We start from the raw sequence: 24,085 nt of genomic DNA on the forward strand, positions 1-24,085 counted from the left end.
TCAGTCCCGCAGCGCCTCGACGGGTTCGAGGTTGGCGGCCTTCCACGCCGGATAGAGGCCGCTGGCGAGGCTGATGACGACCCCGAACCCGAAGGCAACGACCAGATAGAGGCCGTTCGATGGGGCGAGGATGATGCTCAGCGAGATAGGCGCGACGTACCACAACAGCAGCGCCGCGGCGATGCTCAGCAGGACGCCGACGAACCCGCCGATGACGCCGAGCAGGGTCGCCTCGACGACGAGCGTCCGGAGGATATCGCGTTTCTGGACGCCGACCGCCCGGAGGAGGCCGATTTCGCCTTTCCGTTCGGTCGTGCTCATCAGCATGACGTTGAAGATGGCGACGCCGGCGACGATGAGAGAGACGGCGCCGAGGCCGATGAGGAACTGGTTCAGGAGGCCGAAGAACTCGTCGATGCGGTCGAGGATACTGGAGAGTTCGAAGATAGAGACGCGGTCTTCGCGGGCGTTGAGGCGGTCGCGGAGGTCGGTGGCGACGTCGCGGGCGTCCGCGCTGGAGTCCGCGCGGATGACGACCTGGTCGTAGTCGTCGCTTGTGAAGGCCGATTCGGGGAGGACGACCGCGTCGTCGGGCTGAATCGGCGAGATGTCCTCGCCCGGCGCGAGGATGGCGATGACGCGATAGGAGTTGCCCGATATCTCGACGACGCTGCCGACCTGTACGCCGAGTTCGTCGGCCAGCGAACTGCCGACGAGCGCGCCCTGTCTGTGGCGTTCGGGCATCCGCCCGGCTTCCGCCGAGAAGAGTTCGGCCGGTTGGTCGGTCCCGTAGATGGTGGCGAACCCGCTCGCGCCCCCGGTTCCCTCGACCGAGGCACCGTTCGTCAGTATCGGGACGGCGGTGCCGCGGCCCTCGGTCGCCCGCTCGATTTCGGCGATGTCGCGGGCGGTCAGCGATTCGCCGCCCCCGTCCTCGGCCGGCGAGACGATGACCTGGTTGCCGAGGCCGCCCAGCGACTCGACCGCCGCCAACTGGAGGACGTTGCCGAAGATGCCCAGCGTCGCGATGGCGAGGACGCCGATGACGATGCCGAGCGCGGCCAGCACCGACCGAAGCCGGTTTCGCTCGAGATTCCGAATCGCCATCAACACCGCCGGGAACGCCGAGAAGTCCGGTCTCATCGCCTGTCCTCCAGTCGGCCGTCGACGAGTTCGACGGTCCGGTCGGCGTACTCGGTGACGAGTTCGTCGTGGGTGACGGCGACGACGGCGACGCCCTCCTCACAGACACGCTCGAACTCGCCGAGGACCTGCCGGCCGGTGTCGGTATCGAGGTTGCCGGTCGGTTCGTCGGCCAGCAGGACTTCGGGGCTATTGATGAGCGAGCGGGCGATGGCGACCCGCTGTTTCTGCCCGCCGGAGAGTTCGGTCGGCCGGTGGGTGATGCGGTCGCCGAGGCCGACCCGCTGGAGCAGTCCGCGACCCCGGTCGGTCGCCTCGCGGTCGGCGTCGTAGACGGTCGGCAGGAGGACGTTCTCCAGCGCCGTCAGCGTCGGGAGGAGATAGAAATCCTGGAAGATGAAGCCGATGTACTCCTTGCGGAGGCGGGTGCGGGCCTCGTCGTCGAGGTCCGACACCTCGTCGCCGTCCAGAAAGACGTCGCCGCTGGTCGGCGTATCAAGCAGGCCGAGGGTGTTGAGCATCGTCGATTTACCGGACCCGGAGGGGCCGACGACGGCGACGAACTCGCCGGCCCGAACCGTCAGGTCGACGTCCTGCAGGGCGCGGACCGTTTCGCCGCCGCGCTCGTAGATGCGGTCGACGCCGCGGAGTTGAAGCGGCGGGGCATCAGCGCCCGTCTTCGTCTCGGCCGTTTGGCTCTCCGCGACGGCTTCGGGTACGTTCGGCCCGGTCATCGTCTTCGATAGAGGGGGACGAGCAACGCCCCGCCGACCAGCACCGATACGCCGAGGGCGCCGCCGACTACGAGCGGTGAGAGCGTCCCGAAGAAGCCGCCGCGTTCGTTCTCGCCGTCGGCTTCGACCGGGAGGTCGACCTGCTCGGTTCGTGGCTCGCCGTCGACGCGGTAGGTCACCTCGACGGGAACCGTCGAGGCGTTCTCGGTGACGGCCGCGGTCAACTCGAAGGGGGCGAACTCGCTGCCGTCGACGGTGCCGATGAAGTAGTCGCGCTGTGGGTAGGCCGGCGTGATGCCTTCAGCCTCGCCGACGGCGACGACGACACCAGTCACCTCGGCGTCGCCGGTGTTGCCCGCGTTCCCGGAGATTTGCAGGCGGCCGTCCTCGCGCTCCATGTCGACGCCGGTGAGCGTGATGGCGGCCGTTTCGGGGCGGTGGGCGTAGGTCGTCGTCGACCGGCGCTGCTCGCGGTCGAGTCGGTAGGTGACGGCGACCTCGAGGTCCGCGGGCGGGACGTTCGAGAGGTCCAGCGTCACCGTCTCGGTCTCACCGGGTTCGAGGCCGCCGACGAACTGCCGGGGCAGGGCCTGGTCGGCCGACGGTTCGACGACGGCCTCCTCGATGGCCGCGTTGCCGAAGTTGGTGACGGCCACCTCGACCTCGGTCGGGGGGCCCTCCTCTTCGCCGTCCCCCTGTTGGAGACCGCCGCCACCGCCGCCGACGAGGTCGCCGAGGCCGCCGGCGCCGCCACCGGCATCGACCGTCTGGTCGTCGGCCGGCCGAACGTCGATACCGACGTCGTCACGGAGCGGTTCGATGCGGAGGTTCTCCCGGCGGACGGTCGTCTGTCGGTCGCCCGTTACGGTGGTATACGAGACGCGAACGGCGATGCTGTCGTTGGTGCTGGTCGGCCGCGCCGAGAGGTTCAGCGTCTCCTCGGCGCCGGCCGCGAGCGTGGGAACGAAGGCCCGGTCGTCGGTCGCGGAGTCTCGGATGACGGCGACCTCGACGTTGCGTACCGCGTCGACAGCGGGGTTGGCGACGGTCACCTCGACGGGCGAGCGGACGCCCTCGACGAGGGCGGCGTCGATGCTTATGCCGGGCGGCGAATCCTCGACGACGACGGTGACGGGGCGTTCGACGGTGACCCTCGCGCCGTCGCTGTCGGTTCCCCTGGCGACCAGCGTGAGGTCGTGTCGGCCCGCGTCGGCGAACTCGGTTACAAGGTCGACGGTGAGGCTATCGCCGGGCGACAGCGACCCCGGATTCGAGGCGGCCGCGAGGCGGTCACCCGAATCGTCCTGAAGGACGACTCGGTCGAGTTCGACGGGGGAGTTCGACCCGGCCGAGAGGGAGACGTCGGCGGTGACGGTCGTCGGTTCGTCGGTCGTGGGTCGGTCGGGAGCGACCGTCGCGTCGTCGACGGTCAACCGGGCGTCGGGGACACCGGCGACTGTCGGTGCGACGAGCGAGAGGCAGAACGCGACGGCCACGATAATCACGGAGGCGCGGCGCACGATACCATACCAAAGGGTCGGACGGCCAAATACCTGCCGCGGGCCACGCTGGCTTGCCGCTTTTCAGGCCGTGTAGTCGGCTTCTTCGGGGTCCTCGACGACTTCGAGCCCGCGGTTGTTGATGGCGTGAGCGTCGAGGCCGACCTCCTCGAGGAAGTCCTTATAAATGCGCTCGCAGGTTTCGCCGTCCTTCTGCTTGTCGCTGGCGTGGTCACAGAGGTCCGCGATGCCCTCGGGCACCTCGTTGGTGTAGATGATCCAGTGGTTGACGAGGTCGGAGAGTCGGCGAATGGGCGAGGTGAAGTGGCCGTATATTTCGAAGTTCAGCGCGTGGTGGCCGCCGAAGGGGTCGGACATGTACTTCGCCCGCGGCATGACCTTCATCACGGCCCACTGAATCTTGTCGAGTTGGCGGCCGGGCGCCTCTTCGAGGGTGGCGTTGACGGCCTTGCGGGGGTCGTCCCACGCGCTGCCGGGAATCGAGACGCCTTCGAGGTCCTGAATCTCGCGGAGGGCTTCGTCCCACTCGTCGGGGGTCGGCTGGGGGTGGACACGGAACATGGCTTCGAGGCCGCGGTCCCACTGGAGGGTGTGGGTGACGGCCTTGTTCGCCTTCAGCATGCACTCCTCGATGATGGTGTGGGCGCGGTCCCGCTTGGGGTTGAGGACGAGCGAGCCGTCCTCCTTCCGCTGTTCGTGGAGTTTCTCGGCGAGTTCGTAGGCGAGTTGGTTCTCCTTGTGAAGGGGCGCGTCCGGGTCGTCGAGTCGCTCCTCGCAGTCGTTGTAGGTCTGGCGAGCGTCGGAGTGGATGACCGATTTATAAATGTCGATGGACTCGTGGGAGAGCGTCTCGCCGTTGATGTGCATCTCGACGGTGTGGGCCAGACGGTCCTCGTTGGGCACGAGGGAACACACCGTCTCGGCGAGGATGGGCGGGAGCATGTGAATCGTGTACCCGGGCAGGTAGACAGTGTTGCCGCGCTTCTGGGCTTCCTCCCACATCGCCGTCTCGGGGTTGACGTAGTGGGTGACGTCGGCGATGTGGACCCAGAGGCGGTAGCCCTCCTCGGTGCGTTCGATGGAGATGGCGTCGTCGAAGTCCTGCGCGTCGGCAGGGTCGGTCGTCCACGTCGTCAGGTCCCGGAGGTCCTTGCGCTCGTCGAGTTCCGTCTCGATGTCGCCTTCGGGGTCGCTGGCGACCTCCTCGGCCTCTTCGAGGACTTCCCGCGGGAATTCGTCGCGGATTTCGAACTCCTCGAAGAGTTCCTCCCGCTTGTTTTCGAGGTGCCGGGCGAGTTCCTCGTCGATGACGACGGGGCCTTGCCCCTCCGCAGTGCCGGCATACGCCTGTTCGTCGGAGTCAGTCATACCGGCAGGTAGTAGCGAGGAGTAGTTAGGAGTTGTGTGCGACGGCTACTGCTGGGGGCCGCGCTCGTTCTCGCTGTCGGCCTCGGCGTCGACCGCCTCGCTGAACCGCCTGAGGAACTCCGACTGGGGCACGTCGCCCGCGCCCGCCTCCGCCAGCAGCGTCTCCAGTCCCTTCCGCGGCTGGTGACAGAGCATCCGATAGCAGGGTTTACAGAGGTGTTCGAACTCCTTGTCCTCGCGGTCCCAGCGGTCGCCGTGCTTGTCGTACTCGCGGGCCTTCGACCGGGGGACGGTCTCGCCGCAGGCGATGCAGGTCACCTCGGTCCGGTCTCCCCGTTGCCACATGCCTCGGAGTAGCACGGGCCAGCACTTAGCGTTATCTGACGGGCGGGACGCCCTCACGAGAACGCCTGTATTTAAAAGCATATAGGGGCGCGAACCGTGGACCCGGGTATGGACCCGCGAATCCGAGAACACGCAGAGATCATCGTGGACCACTCGACCGGGGTGGAACAGGGGGACAACGTCGTCATCAGCACGCCGCCGGCCGCCGAGGACCTCGCCGTCGCCCTCCACGAGGTCGTCGGCGACCGCGGCGCGTCGCCCTTCCACGTCGCCAGCAACGCCCGCGCCGGTCGCGCCTACCTGCGGGCCATCGACGACGAGGATATCGAGACGCCCACGCACGCGAAGGCCCTCTACGAGGAAAGCGATGTCGTCATCCGCGTGCGCGGGGAGGGCAACGCGACCGAGCAAAGCGACGTCGCACCCGAAACGCAGGCGGCCCACACGAAGGCGCGCCGCCCCGTTCAGGAGGCCACCCTCTCGAAGCAGTGGTGTCTCACCCAGTACCCGACGCAGGGCCACGCCCAACTCGCGGGCATGAGCACCGAGGGCTACGAGAACTTCGTCTACGACGCCGTCAACAAGGACTGGGACGCTCAGCGGGAGCATCAGGCCCGGATGATCGACATCCTCGACCCCGCAAGCGAGGTACGCATCAAAAGCGGCGACACCACCGACGTGACGATGTCGGTCGACGGCATGAAGACCATCAACGACTACGCCGAGCACAACCTCCCCGGCGGCGAGGTCTTCACCGCGCCGGTCGTCGACAGCGTCGAGGGCGAGGTGCTGTTCGACAAACCGCTCTACCATCAGGGCCGCGAAATCACGGGCGCCCACCTCGTCTTCGAGGCGGGCGAAGTCGTCGAACACAGCGCCGACCAGAACGAGGACCTGCTGACCGAGGTACTCGACACCGACGCGGGCGCCCGCCGCCTCGGCGAACTCGGCATCGGGATGAACCGCGACATCGACCGCTTTACCTACAACATGCTCTTCGACGAGAAGATGGGCGATACCGTCCACATGGCCATCGGCCGCGCCTACGACGAGTGCGTCGGCGAGGACCGCGAGGCCAACCAGTCGGCGGTCCACCTCGACATGATCGTCGACATGAGCGAGGATTCGTTCATCGAGGTCGACGGCGACATCGTCCAGCGGGACGGGGCCTTCCGCTTCGAGGACGGGTTCGAGGGATAGGACGACGGGAACCCTATTTATAAGAGGCGGCGGGTCAGAACGCCGTGTCGATGCCGACGACGTTGACCGACGTGACGGCGCCGTTCTCCTTGCGCCACAGGCGGTTGGTCGTCGAGTTGCCGCCGCCGAAGTCGCTGTCGACGACGGCGTTGCCGCTCCCGTCGGCGCGAGCGTACTCAACGGGGCCGAAGGTGTAACTGCCGCTGTTTCCGGGTGCTGTTCCGTCGGGCGCTTCGACGACGTAGGTCGCCTCGCCGTCTGTGAGTTCGAGTTCGACGATGGTGCGGTAGCCGTCGATTTCGTGTTTGCCGACGAGGTCCGGCGAGAACTCGGAGACGTTCCACGCGGCCGGCACCGCATCGCGGACGACGACGTCCTCGTCGCTGTCGGCGGTGATGGTCACGCGGTGGGTCTGGCCCGCCGTGACGACCGAGGAGTCGTGGGTTCGCTCGATGGAGACGTCGACGGGCGTGTCGCTGCCGACGGGCGTACCGTCCCTGTACATCGCGTGCGGACCGGAGTTGATACCACCGGCGAAGACGACGCCGTTGCGCTCGACGGCGTTCCAGAAGAACGGCGTCGAGGCAGTCAGGCCGTCGATGGCGACGGGTGACTGCTCGGGCGTGTCGTAGGCCATCGCGCGGTCCTCGGGAATCTCCTTGCCCTCTCGGAAGTAGCCGGCCTCGTCTATCGTGCCGTCGGTCGCATCGAGGAACCGGGCGCCGGCGTGGTAGTGGCCGGCATAGAGGTTCCCCCGCGTGTCCATGTCGATGTTGTGGGCCGAGACGCGGAAGTCGGCGAAGCCGTTCTCCTGGAACTTGCCGGGGGCTTCGCCGTCATCGGCTCGCTCTTCCTCCGTGTCGAACCCGGGAGCCTGCCCCCAGCCCTCGCCGTCCTCGATGAGCGCCCAGTAGTCGAGTTCTTCCCTGTCGCGAAGTGTCTTCACCGTCGGGTCGTCCGGCGCATCGTACATCCGATAGGGCACGCGCCCGAGAGGTTCGTGTTGGCCGTGTTGTCGGACGGAACTGGCACAGCCGAGATAGACTCGGTCGACATCGGATTCGGGGTCCAGTGCCTCGTCGAGGGGGTCACAGTCCACGAGGGTGTACCGGCCCGTCTCGTGGCCGTCGATGTGTGGGTGGTACGCCGAGTCGGGGTTCTCGTGGCCGGTGACGGCGACGCGCTTGCCGTCGACCAGCGTGGGTGCGGGGACGGCGTGGTGGGCGCCGTACTGCTCGAAGACGCCGACCTCTCGGACGTCCAGCGGGTCCGAAACGTCGAAGATGCGTAGGCCGGCGTCCCAGCAGTGGAGGTACGCCAGCGGGCGACCCGTCCTCGGGTCCTCCTGCACGTTGATGTCGTGGTGATACCACTGGTTGCTGTCGGCGCCGTACTCGCCCTGCGAGAGGTCGGTGTCCCACGACCACGCGTTGACCTGCTGGAGTTGGCCGCTCGCACGGTCGAACCGGAAGGTGTTGACCGCACTCGCCGCGCCGGAGGTGCCGTGGACGGTGAAGACGTACTCCTCGCCGCCTATCTGGTGGTACCAGCCGTTGTGCGGGCCGACCGACCAGTGGCTCAGCGACTCCTCGTCGGTCACCTCGGGGTTGCCCGGGTCCGAGACGTCGACGGCGACCAGCGACCCGGCACCGGCGGTGTTACCGTGGTTGTCCGCGTTCGGCTCGGCGCCCTGTGCCTCGCCGAACAGCGCCGTGACCGCCTGCTTGCAGACGAAGACGTAGTCGCCGTCGTCGCTGACCTTCACGTCCATGCAGGCCGACTGGCTGTTGTCGTTGCGGACGAACGACAGCAGCCCGATTTCGGCGGTTTCGAGGTCCTCCGGCCCCTCCGCACGAGTGTAATCGCTGATATCGAAGATGGCGACGCCGCGCTGGGAGTCGTCGCCGCGGGCCGAGAAGACGCTCGCGAACGCAAGGTCGTCGTGGATGCGAAACTCCGAGAAAGCGCCCCTGTGAGCGTCCTCGGGTCGGCCCGAGAAACTCGCCGGGCCGACGCCGCCGCCGCTGTGATAGCCGACGAGGCTGACGTCGTCCGACGAGGCGTCGGCGACGTTGTCGCCGAGGTAGCCGTCGGTGCCGCCGTAGAACTTGTTGTTCTCGCCCGTGATGGAACCGGGATGGCCCGACGCCGTCCCGATGGACGCAACGCCGAGGGCCGCACCCGCGGCCTTCAGTACCGCACGTCGGGTCTTCTCACCGATGTCGATGTTCGGTTTGGGGAGCATGACTCTCTGTCCCAGCCATATCTGTACTCCCTTTGAAGGCTTCTGGCAAACCCGTCCAAAGGTCGGCTCGAAACGAGCGAGATACCGTCCAAGAGGGTACAGAAGAGTTCATTCGGCAGTCGTCGCCGCTGGCGAGCGGCCATTTAAAAAGTGGCTGCGTACGGGCGCGATGGGATTTGAACCCACGGCCGTCGGATTAGAAGTCCGACGCTCTATCCGGACTGAGCTACGCGCCCTCGGATGCGAAAAGGGACGGTTCCCTAAAAAGCCGTACGGGTTAGCCGTTGTAGCGGTACAGGGACAGCACGAACGGCAGGCGATGCAGCATCCAGATGGCCACAGGCAGGCCGATGACGGTGATAGCGAGGACGTTGGCGACGTTGGCCCAGACGAAACTCGCCCACCAGCCGACGAGGACGAAGTAGACGGCCCTAACCACGAGGCTGTGCTGGCCGCGGCCGGCCTCGGGGTCGATGGTCGATTCGGGCTGTTTCAGCGTCAGCGCCGTGGGAACGAGGTTGATGAGTTTGACCGAGACGGGCAGGAGGACGACCGTGAGACCCAGTAGCCACGCGGCGTTGACGAGGATAGGCGTGAGCCACCAGCCGACGAAGACGAACCACAGCCCGCGGGTGAGGAGGGAGCGTTGTGCCATGTGGTCGGTAGCGTCCCGGCGGGGATGAGGTTGGCGGCCGGCGAGCAAAGCGGTTAAACGGCCGCTCGGACTACGGACGGACGAATGCAGGTCATCGGAACCGTCGGGCTGGCCGGCAGCGGCAAAGGCGAGTTCGCCAACGTCGCCGAGGAGCTTGGCGTCCCGGTCGTCACGATGGGCGACGTCATCCGGGCGGAGTGCCGCGAACGCGGGCTGGACCCCGCCGAGCATCACGGCGAAATCGCCCAGAAACTGCGGCAGGAAAACGGCCCCGCCGCTATCGCCGAGGAGTCGCTGCCGCACATCGAGGCGGCGCTGGAGAACAGCGACACCGTCGTCGTCGACGGCATCCGCTCGGGCGTCGAGGTCGACGCCTTCGAGAAGCGGTTCGGCGACGACTTCACGCTGGTCAGCATCGAGGCGCCCTTCGAGGTGCGCAGGGAGCGAATCAACGACCGCGGCCGCGACAAGGTCGGCGAGGACGGCGAGAGCCTCGAAGCCCGCGACGAGCGCGAGTTGAGTTTCGGTCTCGACGAGGCGCTGGCACGCGCGGACGTGACGATAGACAATACGGGCACCCTCGAGGAGTTCCGCGAGCGAGCCAAGGAGTTACTCGACCAATGATTTACAGCGCCGACGTTCAGATCACCGCGCCGGTACAGGATACGGAGGTAAGCGACCGGGTGGCCGACGCCATCCGGAACCTCTTCCCGGAGGCCAACATCGAATCGCACCCGGGCGAGTTGCTGGCGACGTGCCACACGATGGACCACTTCTCGGAGCGCCTCCACGAGCAGGCGATTCTCGACACCGCCCGCGGGCAGTTCTTCGCGAATCTGGAGGGCGAGACGTTCAGTTTCGACCTGAAAAAGCAGGCGGCCTTCCAGGACGTCATCAACTTCGCCGTCGGCAACGCCAGCGAGTTGGGCGACATCCACGTCCGCGTGAAAGTGACCGACCCAGACGCCGAGACGTTCATCGACCACATCGCGCCGCCGACCGAGGAAGGGCGACCGGTCGATTCCGACCGGCGGTAGACCGACCGGCCTCTGGGCAGGGCGGGACAGAAGCGCAAGAAAGCAGGCGGCTCGTTCTAGCGGCAGTAGGCGTTGTCGTCGTCCATGAGGTTGCGCATCCGGGCGAGCGAAAGCGGGTCGAACTGCTGGGGGGCCTTCGCCGAGGTGATATCGGCGGCTTCGTTGGTTTCCTCGGTGGCCCACGGGTCGGTACCGCGGGTGCTGATCTCGGTTGTCGGGGCGTCGGTCAACTGCGGGTCAGGGGTCGTGGAAGGTTCGGTGCTCATTGGTTCGGTGGGTCGTGTGGTCGTCGTCGGTGCGGTCGGGCGGACAGAATCAGGGATGTACACCTACGACGGCAAGAAGCGAACCTCGTGTGCGACGATTGTCTCGCATGTACTTTCGTTATACTACACGGTTGTTCATAAAGATACCGACGCGCGGCAATCGTTGCTGACAGTCGTCCACAAACCCCCGGTAACGAACCTCACGGTTCGTAGACCACGATAACGGCGTCGAGCCGACCGTAAGGGATATCGTAGCGTTCGACGGGCTCCAACGGCAGGAACTCCGGTTTCGTCGTGAGCGCGACGGCACGGTCGACCGACCCCTCGACGAGTCGGTCGGCGAAGGCCGCATAGAGGTTCCGCAAATCCTCGTCGACGCGGACGCCGAACGGCAGGTTCGTGACGACGCAATCAGCATCCAGCGTCGCCTCGCGAGCGTCGGCCTCGACGATAGCAATTTCGTCGGCGAGGCCCCCAGCATCCCGGTTCTTCCGCGCGCAGTCGAGCCATTCCTCGCGGCGGTCGCGGGCCTCGATATTCAGCGACGGCGACTGGGGTTCGTGGGCGGCCCGGCGCTCGGCGAAGGCCTCGGCGTCGTATCGCGGGAGGACGCCGAATGCCGGGTCGTGGTCCGGACACGGCGGCCGGTCGGTCGCCGCCAGCGCGGCCTCGATAGGGATGGTCCCCGACCCGGCCATCGGGTCGACGAGGCTGTCCTCGGCCGCATAGCCGGCGATGCGGAGCATCGAGTAGGCCATCGTCGGCCGAATCGGCGACTCGTGTTCGCAGACCCGATACGGGCGTTTGTGTAGCGACCGGCCCGTCAGGTCCACCGCGAGCGTGAATCGGTCGTCGTAGCAGTAGGCCTCCAGTCGAACCGTCGGGTCGTCGAGGTCGACCGGCAGGCGCTCGCCGGTCGCCTCGCGATAGCCGTCGATGACAGCCTGTCCGACCCGCTCGGAGACGTCCATGCTCGTAAAGTCGTGGTGGCCGTGGCGGGTGCTGACGACGCCGAAATCCTCGAAGGGCAGGTGGGCGGCGATATCGACCTCACGGGTGCGGTCGTAGACGTCTTCGAGGTCGTCGATGGACGCGTCGACCAGCACCTCCATGAACCGGTGGCAGGTCCGCGAGCGGTAGTGAAGGTCGTAGACCGCCTCTCGGTCGGCCTCGAACTCCACGACGCCGCGGTGGTGGCGCTCGGCGTCGGCGCCGACCAGTTCGTCGAGTTCGCCGGCCGTCACCGACTCCAGTCCGCCGTTCGTCGTCGCCAGAAGGTACACACCTTCGGTTGTAGGGGTGGGAGGAAAAGGGTAGCGTGGCGTGCGAGGGTCGGAGCGACTGCGAGGGTCGAACAGAGTGAGACCCTCGAATGGGAGCGGCGAACGAAGTGAACCGCGACCGTAGGGAACGAGACCCTCGCTACACCGCCAACAACAGCACCAGCGCGACGGCAATCCAGAGAATCTTCAGCGTGGTGTTCACGACGACCACCTTCGCGCCGAACTCGGCGCCCCAGATGCCGAACTGGAAGGGAATCGACCGCTTGAACGTCGAGACGGTAAAGGAGACGATGCCGCCGACGAGCATCGTCGCGACGGCCGTCCGGGCGGTGAAGACGCCGTCCTCGATGAGCGGCGCGAGCGTCAGCGCGCCGCTCGTCGTATCGAAGGCGTAGACGACGATGACGGGCACCGCCGCGGCGGGCAGCCCCGTCAGGCTCTGGAGGGGGTCGGCGGCGCCGCCGGTCATCGACTGGATGTCGTAGTAAGTCGTCGCCACGACGACGAGCGTGTAGACGACCGCCAGCCGGGGGAGGATTTCCCACGTCTTTTCGAGGGCCGACCGGACCGCCCCTCGTATTTTCTCCGCGGCGGTCTCCGCGTCGCCACCGTCGGGGCGGGCCGTGGGGTCGGACTCGACGACCGCATCCGGGTCCACGTTCCGGTCGGAGAGCAACACCGCACCGGCGAGGACGCCCGTGACCGTGATGGCCAGCGAGACGCCCGCCCGCGCGCCGACGTACAGCAGGCCGACCCGGAGGCCGAGAATCGGGATGAGCACCGGCGCGTAGAAGGTGAAGATGTGCTGGACGAAGCCGAAGAAGGTGTTGATGGTGACGGCGACCAGCGTCGCTCGGTCGTCGAGCAGGCCGGAATCCCGGTATTCGGCGAGCATGCCGTAGCCGGCCGTCGTGGAGGCCGCGGTCGTCAGGATGGCGCTGCCGACCTCGTCGGGGAGGTTCGCCGGCCGCGTCAGCGGCTTCGACAGCGCCGCGATGTACCGGATGGCGCCGAAGGCGACGAGGACGTTGGCGAAGGCGACGCCGCCCGCGATGGCGAGGGCGATACCCAGGATTCGGGGCAGCACCTCGCCGACGAGCAGGCTCCCGAGCGAGGGGTCCATTCGACGCGAAACAGGGGCCGGGGCGAGGAAACGGTTGCGTTTCCGGTCGAACGCCGGCCCGCGGGTCAGTCAGCGCCGGCGCATTCCCGCCAGCCACAGTCCTCACAGTAGCGGTTGCCGGCGACCAGCGCCGTCGGCGCGCCACACCGGAGACAGGCCGCGACCGCCGTCGAGACGGCCATCAGTCGTCCTCGGTCTTGATGTCCGCCGAGAGACCCTGCGCCATCTCGATGTCCTTGGAGTTGTTCAGCGTCCACGCCGTGCGTTCGGTGACGGCCTCAATGACCTCGCGGGCGGAGGGGTAGCCGTTACCCGATTTCTTGACGCCGCCGAACGGCAACTGGACCTCCGCGCCGATACACGGCAGGTTGCCGTAGGCGAGGCCGAGGTCCGCGTGGTCGCGGTAGTAGTTTATCTGCCGGTAGTCCTCGCTGATGATGGAGCCGGCGAGGCCGTACGGCGTCGCGTTCTGGAGTTCGACGCCGCGCTCGATGTCGCCCTCGTACTCGATGAGGGCGACGTGGGGGCCGAAGACCTCCTCGTGGAGACAGCGGAGGCCCGGGTCGTACTCCGTCTCGTAGACGAACGGCCCGACCCAGTGGCCCTCCTCGTGGCCGTCGGGAATCTCGTCGGCGGGGAGTTCCGTGCGGTCGACGAGGACGTTCACGCCCTCCTCGCGGGCGAGGTCGTTGTATCGCTGTATCTTCTCGACATGTTCGGCCTCGATGGCCGGGCCCATGAAGGTGCCCTCGTCGAGGGGGTCGCCGACAGCCACCGTCTCGGCGGCGGCGACGAACCGCTCTTTGAACTCCTCGTAGACGTCGGTGTGGACGATGATGCGCTCGCTGGAGACACAGCGCTGGCCCGTCGTCTTGAAACTGGAAAGCGTCGCGGCGGGCACCGCGAGGTCGAGGTCCGCCTCGTCGGTGACCAGCACGGCGTTCTTGCCACCCATCTCGCATGCGGCGAGTTTACCGGGCGTACCGCCGACCTTGTCCGCGATGGAATGGCCGACCTCGGCGCTTCCCGTGAACAGGACCGTCTCGATATCGCTGTCGACGATTGCGGCGCCGGCGTCGCCGAAGCCCTGAACCATGTTGAAGACGCCCTCGGGAATCCCGGCGTCGACCATCAGTTCCGCGATGGCGTGGGCGCATTTGGGCGTCTGTTCGGCGGGCTTCCAGACGACGGTGTTGCCCTCCACGAGCGCGACCGCCATATGCCAGAAGGGGATGGCGATGGGGAAGTTCCACGGCGTGATACAGCCGACGACACCGCGGGGTTTCCGTCGCATATAGGCGTCCTTGCTCGGAATCTCGGAGGGGACCACGTCGCCGTGGGGGTGGCGGCCGTTGCCGGCGGCCCACTCGACCATGTGGGCGGCCTCGACGATGTCGGCTTTGCCCTCCGATATCTCCTTGCCGCACTCGCGGGTGACGAGTTCGCCGAGCTCGTCGGTGCGAGCCTTCAGTTCCTCGTAGACGTCCCAGAGGTGCTCGGCGCGGTCCGGATAGGACAGTTCGCGCCACTCCTCGAAGGCCTCGTCGGCGGCGTCGACCGCCGCTGCCACGTCCGCTTCGGTGCCCTTCGGGAACTCCCCGAGCGACTCGCCGGTCGCCGGGTTCGTGCTCTCGAAGGTCTCCTCGCCGGATACCCACTCGCCGCCGATGTAGTGTGCGTGTGACTCCATACGTTCTCGTTATCCCGGGAGACCCAGTATCCCATCCCGCCCATGGACGGGTGGCCTCGACCGGGGTCCAGCGCGCCGGAAACAGCCGAAACGTCGCATCACCCGACCATGGTCGGCCGCGGTTACAGGCGCCGGCAACGTCATAGCCACGGACACCCAATACCGTACAATGAGTGACGCACAGCCCGGGTCTGGAACACGGCTCACGCTCGATCTGTGGCATCCGAACTGCTGGGCCTGCGAGTCGACGTCGGAGGTACCGGGCGGCGTGCTGGCACACGCGATTTATAATACGCCGAAGGCGGACATCGAACGGGATTCGGTCAACGGGCTGTTCACCGCCTTCGCCGACAGCAACGAGGAAATCGAGGAACTGCTGTCGACCATCGAGGACTCGCCACACAGCGGCGAGTTGCTCGAACTGCAGGAGCGGTTCGGCACCGGCCACGCCGCGCCGGGCAACGTCGTCCGGGAGTTCTTCCTCGAATACGACCCCGCGGACATGGTCTGTCCGGTGTTGCTCGAACACGGCTTCGTCCACAGCCAGCCGGTCCGCATCGAAGACGGCCGCGAGTACTGGCAGGTGAGTTTCGCCGGCGAGCGCGGCGACATCCAGCCGGCCCTCGACGGGGTCCGCGAGGACGCGGGAGCGGAGGTCACCATCGAGCGCATCGCCTCCGCTAGCGAAAACGGCCACCGGGAACGCAACCGCCGCCTCGATGCCCTGACGCCCACCCAGCGAAAGGTCTTCGACCTTGCACGCGAGATGGGCTACTACGAGTGGCCCCGCGGCTGTTCGACCCGCGACCTCGCCGACGAACTCGATGTCTCGAAGACGACGCTGCTCGAACACCTGCGGAAGGCCGAAGCGAAACTGCTCGACCCGGCTAGCGACCGATAACCGCACGCAGCGCGAACAGCGCGTTCGATTTTCGCTCCCGAATCCGCCGGTAGAAGTAGGAGAACCACTTGTTGCCGTAGGGGACGTACTGGTAGGTCGGCACGCCGTCGGCGGCGAGTTCACGCTGGGCGGACTCGCGAACGCCCATCAGCATCTGTACCTCGTAGGGGGTGCCGTACTCCTCGTTGAGGTCGGCGGCGTAGTCGAGCATCGCGGGGTCGTGGCTGCCGACGGCGACGCCGTCCTCGAACTCCTCGAAGGCGTACTCCAGCAGGTCGCGGTAGGCGGTGTCGACGTCCTCGCTTCCCTTGTGGGCGACCGATTTCGGCTCGTCGTAGGCGCCCTTGACCAAGCGGACCTTGCCGGGGAGTTTGGCCAGCCGCTCGATGTCCTCGGCGGTGCGTTTGAGGTTCGCCTGGATGCAGACCCCGACGTCGCCGTCGGTTTCGCGGGCGTGTTCCTCGAAGGCGTCGAGGGTCACGTCCGTCGTCGTGTGGTCTTCCATGTCGACCCAGACGAAACAGTCGTGTTCCTGTCCGACCTCGACGATGCTCGCGAGGTTCTCGCGGAAGGCGTCGTCGCCGACGTCGAGGCCGATTTGCGAGGGCTTGACCGAGACGCAGGCGTCGACACCGGCAGCGTCGATATCGCGGATGAGGTCCATGTACGCGCGAGCGTCCGCGTCGGCCGGCGCGCGCCTGTCGTAGTGTTCGCCGAGCAGGTTGAGAATGGCCGAGACACCGTCGTCGTTGCAGTCCCTGACGTGGTCGATAGCCGTCGCGGCGTCCTCGCCGGCGACGAAGTTGCTAGCGATGGGTGGGAGCATATTCGTAATCGGTCGGCCAGCGGCCTCAACACCAACCCGACCATGGTCGAAGCCGAAAGGGACAGCCGGAACGCCGGTCGAAGGGGGTCAGCCGCCCAGATACAGCTGTGAGACCTCCTCGTTATCGAGGAGGTCGTCGGCGGTGCCCTCGAACCGGACGGTCCCCTGGTCCAGCACGTAGCCGCGGTCGGAGATGCCGAGTCCCTTGGTCGCGTTCTGCTCGACCATGAGGATGGCCGTATCCATGTCGTTGACCGCCTGGACGTCCTCGAAGACCTCGTCGGCTGTGTTGGGCGCGAGGCCGGCCGACGGCTCGTCGATGAGCAACACGTCGGGTTCCATCACGAGCGCGCGGGCGAATGCCAGCACCTGTCGCTGGCCGCCGGAGAGCGTCCGGGCCTTGGCGGTCTTCTTCTCGCGGAGGATGCCGAACCGGTCGTAGAGGTCGCTCATGACCGATTCGAGGCCGTCCTTGCGGGCGACGCCGCCCATCCGCAGGTTCTCGTCGATGGTGAGCGAGCCGAACACGTTGTCGGTCTGTGGGACGTAGCCGATGCCCTCGCGGACGATGTCCTCAGGCGCCATGCCGCCGATATCGTCCCCGTGGTAGGTGACCGACCCTTCCCACGGCGTCAGCATGCCGAAGGCCGTCTTGAGGACGGTCGACTTGCCGGCGCCGTTCGGCCCGATGAGACAGACGATTTCGTTCGCATCGAGATGGAGCGTGAGGTCGTCCAGCACCTGCACTTCGCCGTAGCCGCTGTCGACTTCGGACAGCGACAGCACGTGGTCGGCGCTCACGTGCCACCTCCGAGGTACGCCTCGATGACACGGGGGTCCGACTGGACCCGCTGGGGTGGCCCCTCCATGAGGACGCTGCCCTGGTCGAGGACGACGACGGGGTTGGCCAGTTTCATGACGAACTCCATGTCGTGTTCGATGAGCAGGAACGTGGTGCCCTGCTCGTTGAGGCGGCGAATCTGGTCGGCGAGTTTGTTCCGGAGCGTCGGGTTGACGCCGGCGACCGGTTCGTCCAACAGCAGGATTTCCGGTTCGGCCAGCATCGCCCGCGCCAACTCGACGAGTTTCATCTGCCCGCCGGAGATGTCGGTGGCGGGCTGGGTCGCGAGGTGGTCGATTTCGAACTCCTCGAGGATGCGCTCGGCGTCTTCGAGGTTCTTCGATTCGTGTTCGCCGACTTCGCCGGGCGAGGTGAACAGTTTGATGAAGGACTCGCCGGGCTGGTTTCGCGGGCCGACGAGCATCGCCTCGCGGACGGTCATCCCCTCCAGTTTCCGCGGCGTCTGGAAGGTGCGGATGAGGCCGTGTTCGGCCACCTCGTAGGGTTCGGCGCCGGTGACGTCGGTCCCGTTGACGGTGACGGTGCCGCCGTCCGGTTCGTAGAACCCCGAGATGAGGTTGAAGATGGTCGACTTGCCGGCGCCGTTCGGCCCGATGAGGCCGGTGATGGTGCCGCGCTCGACCGAGAAGGTCGCGTGGTCGGTCGCGACGAGGCCGCCGAACCGCTTCTGGAGGTCCTCGACGCGCAAGACGACGTTGTCGGCCGCGTCGGCGGTCGATGCGTCGGCGTCGGTGTCGAACTCGGAGTCACTCATTGTCTTCACCTGCCTTCGTGTCGCGAACGCCGGAGTCGGGTCGCTGTGGCGCGGCGTCGTCGACCGACTCCGGCCAGATGAGTTCCCGCTGTGGCGGCAACACGCCTTGCGGTCGGAACCGCATGACGAGGATGATGATGACGCCGATGAGCAGGAGGCGCAGCGGCGCGACGTCGAACGGAAGCGGGGCATACTCCACCGGCGCGACGCTGACGGGAATCACGATCTCGTTGAGGAACCGGGTCCCCTCGCGGATGGCGACGACGATGATGCCGCCGAACAGCGCGCCGCGGTTCGACCCGCTACCGCCGAGGATGACCGCGACCCAGACGTAGAAGGTCGTGATGGGGTCGAGGTCGCCGGGGCTGACGTAGAGGTTCAGATGCGCGTAGAAGACGCCCGCGAGCGCCATGATGAGGCTCCCGAGAACGAACGACTGCATCTTGAACGAGTAGGTGTTTTTCCCCAGCGCCCGCGCGAGGTCCTCGTCGGAGCGAATCGTCCGGAGGACGCGGCCCCACGGCGAGCGGTGGGCGCGCTTGAGGACGGCGTAACTGATGCCGGCAAGCGCCAACACGAACGCGACGTTCAACAGCGAACTCCAGAAGGGGGTATCAAGCACGATGGGCGTCCCGGGGATGACGACGATTTCGAGGCCGGGCATCGCGCTCGGGAACGTCTCCAGAAGCGGCCAGCCCTCGAAGAAACTCGGGATACCGCGAACCCCGGCGCTCCCGTTGGTCCACTGCCGTTCGTTCAACACGAGCAGGCGGACGACCTCGGCGAGGCCGAGCGAGGCGATAGCGAGGTAGTCCGCCCGGAGCCGCAGCGTCGGCACGCCGATGAGGAGGGCCAGCGCGGCCGCGAGTATCAGCGCGACGACGAGGCCGAAGATGGGCAGGTAATCGCCCGCTATCGGCGACGTGTTACCGCTCATGAGGGCCGCGCCGTAGGCGCCGACGCCGAAGAAGGCGGCGACGCTGAAGTTGATGAGACCGGTAAAGCCCCACTGGGAGTTCAGCCCGAACGACAGCAGGGCGTACATCCCGGCGAGGCCGACGACGTACAGGAAGTAGGTCGGGCCGAGCCGGCCGGTGACGAGGCTGAGCAAGAGCAACAGCGCGGCGAAGGCGATGAAGACGGTGACGCCCCGTTCGGGCGTCGTCAGGTCCTCCCAGAACTCGCCGGGGGCGGAGCGGATACTCATCTCAGGCCCCCTCCGCGTCGCCGGCGATGCCGTTCGGACGCACGAGCAGGACGGCCACCATGATGACGAACGCGATGGCGTTGGCGTACTCGATGCCGATGGTGATTCCGACGCTGTCGGGAACGTACGGGATATATGCCCCGAAGTCGGTGAGAAGCCGGATATCAGAGAGAATCGGTGTCAGCTGGTTTATCATGCCGATGAGGAAGCCGCCGAGGACGGCGCCGTAGACGGAGCCGATACCGCCGAGGATGACCGCGGCGAAGATTATCAACAGGAGGTTGAAGCCCATCCGCGGCGCAAGCTGGTTGAACAGGCCGAGGAAGACGCCGCCGGCACCGGCGAGACCGGCACCGATGACCCACGCGACGAGTTTGACGCGGTCGGTCCGGATGCCGCTGATCCGCGCGAGGTCGGGGTTGTCCGCCATCGCGCGCATCTTCCGCCCGAGGTCGGTGTGCTGCAACAGCAGGTGCAGGCCGACGACGAGGACGGCCGCCGTGATGACGATGGCCACGTCGTGTTCGGTGATGCGGACCCCGTAGGGGACGAGCCACTCGATGGGTCGCAGCGTCGGCACGTCGAACCGGGTGAAGTCGGCGCCGAAACCCATCTGGATGACGGCGCGATAGACGAAGGCGACGCCGATGGAGGTGATGAGCATCCCGATAGAGCCCACGTCCAGCGGGTCGTAGATGAGCCGGTCGGTGACGACCGCGACGACGACGGCGACGAGCATGCCGACCAGCAGCGCGACGAAGAAACCGAGCGGGAGGCTCAGAACGCCGGCGGTTATCCCGCCGATGGTGCCGAAGGTGACGAGCGCCGCGTACGCGCCGACGGTCATCGTGTCGCCGTGGGCGAAGTTCGCGAAATCCGCGATGCTGTATATCAACGAGAGGCCGATGCTCCCGAGAACGATGATACTGCTGAACACCAAGCCGTTCGCCAGATATTCGAGAAGCGGCATTGGCGGTTAGGACTCGATGAAGCCGGTGCCCTCGTAGTCGTGGTCCTCGACTGTCAGAATCTGCAGGTAGCCGACGGGGTCGCCGTTCTCGTCGAAGTCGATGGGACCGCTGACACCCTGATAGTCGACGTCACTGGGACCGCCGCCGTCGGCGAGGATTTCGCTTGCGGCCTCGAAGGAGGTCACCTGCTCGCCCTCGGGGCGGGAGACCTCGCGAACGGTCTCCTGCAGGGCGGCGCCGGTGAAGTCGTCGGCGGCCTGAATCGCCAGTGCCGCGTTGACGACGCAGTCGTAGGCGTAGGCGGCCCACGCGGTCGGTTGCTGGTCGTATTCGTCCTCGAAGGCGCTGGCGAACTCCTGGTAGTTTTCCTGGTCGACGGGCGCGGAGGGGACGACGATTTTCATGCCGTCCATGCTGCCCTCGGGGGTGTTCTCGATGACGTTGTCGCCGGAGACGGAGTCGGCGCCGTAATACTGGGCCTCGTAGCCGCTGGAGTAGGCCTCGTTGACCATCGTCGCGAACTCCGCCTGATAGGTGATGAACAGCCACGCCTCGGCCCCGGAGCCGTTCATCTCGGAGATGACACTGGAGTAGGACTGCTGTTCCTGGTCGTGCGGGGAGTTGTAGACGACCTCGCCCTCGTAGGCGTCGACGAAGGCGTCGGTGAGGCTCTGGCCGTAGTCGTTGTTGACGTAGGTGATAGCCACCTCGTCGTAGCCGTCCTCGGCGATGATGTTCGACAGCGCGAGCGACTGGGTGCGGCCGGTCGGCGACATCCGCAGCAGGCCGGGGAACTCCGTCAGATTGAGCCCCGTGGAGTTTTGGCTCAGTTGGACGACGTCGGTGCCCTCGATGACGCTCTCGTAGATGGCCAAGGAGACGCCGGAGCCGACCGCGCCGATGAGGAACGGGACGTCGTCCTGATTGACGAGTTTCTGGGCGGCCGAGACGCCGCCCTGACTCTCGGATTCGTCGTCCTCGACGGTGATTTCGAGTTCCCGACCGCCGATACCCATGTCGTTGACGCGAGCGAGCGCGAGGTCCTTCCCGCGCTGGTTCCGCTCGCCGAACGCGGACAGCGACCCCGTCAGGGAATCGACCATCCCGATGGTGTAGGGGGACGTGTCCCCGCTGCCGTTGCCGTTACCGTTGCCGTTTCCGTTCCCGTTGCCATTGCCGTCGCCGTTTCCAGTCTGACTGATACAGCCTGCAAACGCCGCGAGACCGGCCGCACCGGAGGCTTTCAACAGGGTCCGTCGGGTCGTACTGCTCGTGGTATCCTCTCTCATGGTATAGCTACGAGTACAGTAGGACAACGACCGGGGTCAATCCGCGCCCTCCCATGGTCGGTACCACCGGGTCCGGACGGGAGATGGCCTGCAACCGGGCGTCAGCGAACTGACGATAAATCGAGTGGGTGCGATTACTGGGTCGCTTCGAGGCCGGAGACGGCCGCCCGAATCGCGTCGTCGGCGGCGTCGACCATGCCGATGAAACTGGCGAAGCCGTGAATCATCGACTCGTAGTGGGCGTGGAGGACCTCGACGCCGTCGTCTTCCAGCGCCTCGGCGTAGGCGATGCCTTCGTCGCGCAGCGGGTCGAAGCCGGCCGTCACGACCGTCGCCGAGGGCAGCCCCGAGAGGTCGTCGGCCAGAAGCGGCGCGAGGTACTCGTTGCGGTTGTGGACCGGCGACTGGACGTACTGCTCCTGGAACCACTCCATCGTCTCGCGCTCGAGGAAGTACCCCTCGGCGTTCTCCTCGCGACTGGGATACTCCTCGAACGGCGACCCACAGACCGGGTAATAGAGCACCTGATGGGCGATATCCGGCCCGACGTCGTCGCTGGTCACCTCGCGTTCGACGTCGCGGGCCATCAGCGAGACGCCCGTCGAGAGGTTCGCGCCCGCGCTGTCGCCGCCGACCGCGAGCGTCCCGTCGCCGTTCGCGACGTCCGGGTTCTCCGCGACCCATTCGGTCGCCGTGTAGGCGTCCTCCAGCGCCGCCGGGAACGGATGCTCCGGCGCCAGCTGGTAATCGACCGATATCACGTTCCAGCCGCTCTCGTCGGCCAGTTTCTGACAGACGTTGTCGTGGGTGTCCAGTCCCCCGATGACGAACCCGCCGCCGTGGAAGTACACCAGGACCGGCCGCTCGCCCTCGCCCGCGAGATAGACGCGGGCGTCCAACTCGCCGTCGGCACCCTGTACCGTCGTGTCGTACTCGTCGTAGACCTCGTGGGACGGCGTGAAATCCGCGACCGCGTCGAACTGCTCGCGCGCCATTTCGACGCCGACCTCCTCGAAGTTCGGCGTCTCGTCGACCAAATCGAGAATCGGCTGCAACTGGGGATGGGGCTCGTCTGCCATGGTCTGTCGTGCCCGGGAAACCACTTGAGCGTATTCCCACCCGCAGAAACGGCTGGCAGTTCGTGGATGTGGAGGCATAGCGCTGTTTGGCAGTTCGTTCTCTTATAAATCGAGCTGAGCCGGCCTTCAGGAACGATTTGGTTAGTTTCGAGTGACGGACTCAGAGAAAGACGCCCACCTCAGAACACGTCGTCGGCGATGAAGCGGTCGTCGTCGGTGTGGCCGCGGACGGTGACCTCCTGGCCGAGATGCACGTCGGCGTCGGTTTCGACGTGGACCGTCTCCTCGCCGGTATCCAGAATCACGGGGTCGCCGGGCTGGACGACGGTGCCGGTGACCGTTTCCTCTTCGACTTCGGTGGCGCCGCCGTCGCTGTCACTGGAACCCGAACCGCCGTCGGAGCCGCTCTCCGAACTGGCGGGCGACGAGCCGTCGGCGAACTGGTCCAGCCCCGCGGAGTCGCCGCCGCGGTCGGGGTCGGCGCCGTCGACGACGGTGACCGTCGACTGCCAGCCGGCGGAGGCTTCGAGGTCGTCCTGCCAGCCCTCCTGAATCTCGACGTCGGCACAGAACACCTCGTCGCCGGGACCGAGGTCGATGTCGGCCTTGTCACCCCACAGCGCGACCCGGATGTCGCCGGTCTGGTCCTGCACCCGGATGTTGCGGACCTGTCCCTCCGAACCGTCGTCGCGGTCGAAGGTGCGCTTGGGGTCGGCCGAGCGGACGACGCCCGCGATGTCGGCGGTCTCGTCCAGTTCGAGGGAGCCGATGTCGGTGGCGTCGGGGACGAACTCGACGGCCTCGTCGAGTTCGTCGATTTCGCTTCGGTCGCCGACGTGGAGTTCGAGGTTGCCGTCCCGTTCGCGGACGTAGCCGTCGATGATTTCGATGCTCTGGCCGGCGTCGAGTTCCTCGGCGAGGTCGGCCTTGTCGTCCCATAACGTGACGCGCACGCGGCCGGTCTCGTCGCCCAACGCGAGATTCGAGACGCGACCCTCGGTGCCGTCGTCGCGGTCGAAGGTCCGGATGGAATCGGTATCGAGGACGACGCCACGGAGATTCACGTCCGACTGGCCGAGCGTCAGCGAGTCGATGGTCGACTCGCCGTCGAGGTCGATATCGATGTCGGCCTCCTCGTCGGGTTCGACGCGGTCGGCGTTGACCTCGACGCCGTTGTAGCCGTCCTTGGGGCGGCCCTTGACGCGCATGACCTGCCCGCGTTCGAGTTCCTCCTCGGCGGCGACGGCGTCGTCGTCCCACAGCGCGGCCCGGATGGTGCCGGACTCGTCGGCGAGTTCGAGATTCAGGACGTGGCCGTCCTCGTCGTCGCCGTCGCGTTCGAACGTCTTGAGTTCGCCGACGCTGACGATCTTGCCGAGGAACTTCACCTCCTCGAGTCCGGCCTCGATGTCCGCGATGGTGTCGACCTCGCCGCCGTCGAGGTCGTGCGCGATGAGCATCGCGGCGGTCTCCTCGTCCGCCAATCCCCCCATCTGTTCGACCTTGGCCTCGACGGCCTCGCGGAACTCCTCTTCGGAGACGTCGGCCTCCAGGTCCGCATAGATGTCCTCGATAGCGCCCATTGCT

Annotated in this window: 23 protein-coding genes and 1 tRNA gene; 4 read left to right on the forward strand and 20 right to left on the reverse strand. The window is 66.6% G+C overall.

All coding sequences use genetic code 11. The annotated features are described in order from the left end of the window. The 5 genes from U5914_RS07260 to U5914_RS07280 form a co-directional block, all read right to left on the reverse strand. Positions 1-1,143 (reverse strand): ABC transporter permease, encoded by a 1,143-nt coding sequence (locus tag U5914_RS07260; protein WP_336135085.1) that lies wholly within the window; start codon positions 1,141-1,143, stop codon positions 1-3. Continuing rightward, positions 1,140-1,877, reverse strand: coding sequence for an ABC transporter ATP-binding protein (locus U5914_RS07265; protein WP_336135086.1), 738 nt, complete (start codon positions 1,875-1,877; stop codon positions 1,140-1,142). The genes U5914_RS07260 and U5914_RS07265 overlap by 4 nt, the downstream gene beginning before the upstream one ends. Then, complete coding sequence (locus tag U5914_RS07270) at positions 1,874-3,397, reverse strand: COG1361 family protein (protein ID WP_336135087.1); 1,524 nt, start codon at positions 3,395-3,397, stop codon at positions 1,874-1,876. The genes U5914_RS07265 and U5914_RS07270 overlap by 4 nt, the downstream gene beginning before the upstream one ends. 63 nt (positions 3,398-3,460) lie before the next feature. Further along, positions 3,461-4,765 (reverse strand): ribonuclease catalytic domain-containing protein, encoded by a 1,305-nt coding sequence (locus U5914_RS07275; RefSeq protein ID WP_336135088.1) that lies wholly within the window; start codon positions 4,763-4,765, stop codon positions 3,461-3,463. A gap of 45 nt (positions 4,766-4,810) precedes the next feature. Continuing rightward, on the reverse strand, positions 4,811-5,110 hold the full coding sequence (locus U5914_RS07280; RefSeq protein ID WP_336135089.1) for a DUF7562 family protein: 300 nt from the start codon (positions 5,108-5,110) through the stop codon (positions 4,811-4,813). Between the two features lie 108 nt (positions 5,111-5,218). On the opposite strand from U5914_RS07280, the gene U5914_RS07285 reads away from it, so the two are divergent. After that, positions 5,219-6,310 (forward strand): aminopeptidase, encoded by a 1,092-nt coding sequence (locus U5914_RS07285; RefSeq protein WP_336135090.1) that lies wholly within the window; start codon positions 5,219-5,221, stop codon positions 6,308-6,310. Between the two features lie 34 nt (positions 6,311-6,344). On the opposite strand, the gene U5914_RS07290 is transcribed toward U5914_RS07285, so the two are convergent. The 3 genes from U5914_RS07290 to U5914_RS07300 form a co-directional block, all read right to left on the reverse strand. After that, entirely contained in the window at positions 6,345-8,555 is a 2,211-nt protein-coding gene (locus U5914_RS07290; RefSeq protein ID WP_336135091.1) for an LVIVD repeat-containing protein, read from the reverse strand. 161 nt (positions 8,556-8,716) lie between these two features. Then, positions 8,717-8,791 (reverse strand) — tRNA-Arg (locus U5914_RS07295). Positions 8,792-8,832: 41 nt separating this feature from the next. Then, positions 8,833-9,210: a YccF domain-containing protein gene (locus U5914_RS07300; protein ID WP_336135092.1), complete on the reverse strand. Its 378-nt coding sequence runs from the start codon at positions 9,208-9,210 to the stop codon at positions 8,833-8,835. 84 nt (positions 9,211-9,294) lie between these two features. On the opposite strand from U5914_RS07300, the gene U5914_RS07305 reads away from it, so the two are divergent. Further along, positions 9,295-9,834: an AAA family ATPase gene (locus tag U5914_RS07305; RefSeq protein ID WP_336135093.1), complete on the forward strand. Its 540-nt coding sequence runs from the start codon at positions 9,295-9,297 to the stop codon at positions 9,832-9,834. After that, positions 9,831-10,247, forward strand: coding sequence for an RNA-binding domain-containing protein (locus U5914_RS07310; protein WP_336135094.1), 417 nt, complete (start codon positions 9,831-9,833; stop codon positions 10,245-10,247). The genes U5914_RS07305 and U5914_RS07310 overlap by 4 nt, the downstream gene beginning before the upstream one ends. Before the next feature lie 56 nt (positions 10,248-10,303). Here U5914_RS07310 and U5914_RS07315 read toward each other — a convergent pair whose 3' ends face one another. From U5914_RS07315 to U5914_RS07330, 4 genes are all read right to left on the reverse strand, one after another. Further along, on the reverse strand, positions 10,304-10,513 hold the full coding sequence (locus U5914_RS07315; RefSeq protein WP_336135095.1) for a hypothetical protein: 210 nt from the start codon (positions 10,511-10,513) through the stop codon (positions 10,304-10,306). A 200-nt stretch (positions 10,514-10,713) separates the two neighbouring features. Further along, positions 10,714-11,796 carry a THUMP domain-containing class I SAM-dependent RNA methyltransferase gene (locus tag U5914_RS07320; protein WP_336135096.1) on the reverse strand — a complete coding sequence of 361 codons (1,083 nt, stop codon included), beginning with the start codon at positions 11,794-11,796 and terminating at the stop codon, positions 10,714-10,716. Between the two features lie 139 nt (positions 11,797-11,935). Next, positions 11,936-12,919 (reverse strand): nucleoside recognition protein, encoded by a 984-nt coding sequence (locus U5914_RS07325; RefSeq protein ID WP_336135097.1) that lies wholly within the window; start codon positions 12,917-12,919, stop codon positions 11,936-11,938. A gap of 181 nt (positions 12,920-13,100) precedes the next feature. After that, positions 13,101-14,609 carry an aldehyde dehydrogenase family protein gene (locus tag U5914_RS07330; protein ID WP_336135098.1) on the reverse strand — a complete coding sequence of 503 codons (1,509 nt, stop codon included), beginning with the start codon at positions 14,607-14,609 and terminating at the stop codon, positions 13,101-13,103. Between the two features lie 169 nt (positions 14,610-14,778). Here U5914_RS07330 and U5914_RS07335 point away from each other — a divergent pair, with 169 nt between their 5' ends. After that, complete coding sequence (locus U5914_RS07335) at positions 14,779-15,510, forward strand: helix-turn-helix domain-containing protein (RefSeq protein WP_336135099.1); 732 nt, start codon at positions 14,779-14,781, stop codon at positions 15,508-15,510. Here U5914_RS07335 and U5914_RS07340 read toward each other — a convergent pair. From U5914_RS07340 to U5914_RS07375, 8 genes are all read right to left on the reverse strand, one after another. Then, positions 15,497-16,336, reverse strand: a complete 840-nt coding sequence (locus U5914_RS07340) for a proline dehydrogenase family protein (protein WP_336135100.1) — start codon at positions 16,334-16,336, stop codon at positions 15,497-15,499. The two genes, U5914_RS07335 and U5914_RS07340, sit on opposite strands and share 14 nt — an antisense overlap. Before the next feature lie 87 nt (positions 16,337-16,423). After that, the gene (locus U5914_RS07345; protein WP_336135101.1) at positions 16,424-17,137 is read right to left on the reverse strand and encodes an ABC transporter ATP-binding protein; all 714 of its coding nucleotides are present in this window, start codon (positions 17,135-17,137) and stop codon (positions 16,424-16,426) included. After that, positions 17,134-17,952, reverse strand: a complete 819-nt coding sequence (locus tag U5914_RS07350) for an ABC transporter ATP-binding protein (RefSeq protein ID WP_336135102.1) — start codon at positions 17,950-17,952, stop codon at positions 17,134-17,136. The genes U5914_RS07345 and U5914_RS07350 overlap by 4 nt, the downstream gene beginning before the upstream one ends. Further along, positions 17,945-19,159 (reverse strand): branched-chain amino acid ABC transporter permease, encoded by a 1,215-nt coding sequence (locus U5914_RS07355; RefSeq protein WP_336135103.1) that lies wholly within the window; start codon positions 19,157-19,159, stop codon positions 17,945-17,947. The genes U5914_RS07350 and U5914_RS07355 overlap by 8 nt, the downstream gene beginning before the upstream one ends. Before the next feature lies 1 nt (position 19,160). Continuing rightward, a complete protein-coding gene (locus U5914_RS07360) occupies positions 19,161-20,129 on the reverse strand; it encodes a branched-chain amino acid ABC transporter permease (protein ID WP_336135104.1) in 969 nt (322 codons plus the stop codon). A gap of 6 nt (positions 20,130-20,135) precedes the next feature. Beyond that, the gene (locus U5914_RS07365) at positions 20,136-21,419 is read right to left on the reverse strand and encodes an ABC transporter substrate-binding protein (RefSeq protein WP_336135105.1); all 1,284 of its coding nucleotides are present in this window, start codon (positions 21,417-21,419) and stop codon (positions 20,136-20,138) included. A gap of 134 nt (positions 21,420-21,553) precedes the next feature. Further along, positions 21,554-22,498 (reverse strand): alpha/beta hydrolase, encoded by a 945-nt coding sequence (locus tag U5914_RS07370; protein ID WP_336135106.1) that lies wholly within the window; start codon positions 22,496-22,498, stop codon positions 21,554-21,556. A gap of 179 nt (positions 22,499-22,677) precedes the next feature. Further along, entirely contained in the window at positions 22,678-24,081 is a 1,404-nt protein-coding gene (locus U5914_RS07375; RefSeq protein WP_336135107.1) for a single-stranded DNA binding protein, read from the reverse strand. Between the last annotated feature and the right edge of the window lie 4 nt (positions 24,082-24,085).

Source organism: Natronomonas amylolytica, assembly GCF_037031205.1.
Lineage (GTDB): Archaea > Halobacteriota > Halobacteria > Halobacteriales > Haloarculaceae > Natronomonas > Natronomonas amylolytica.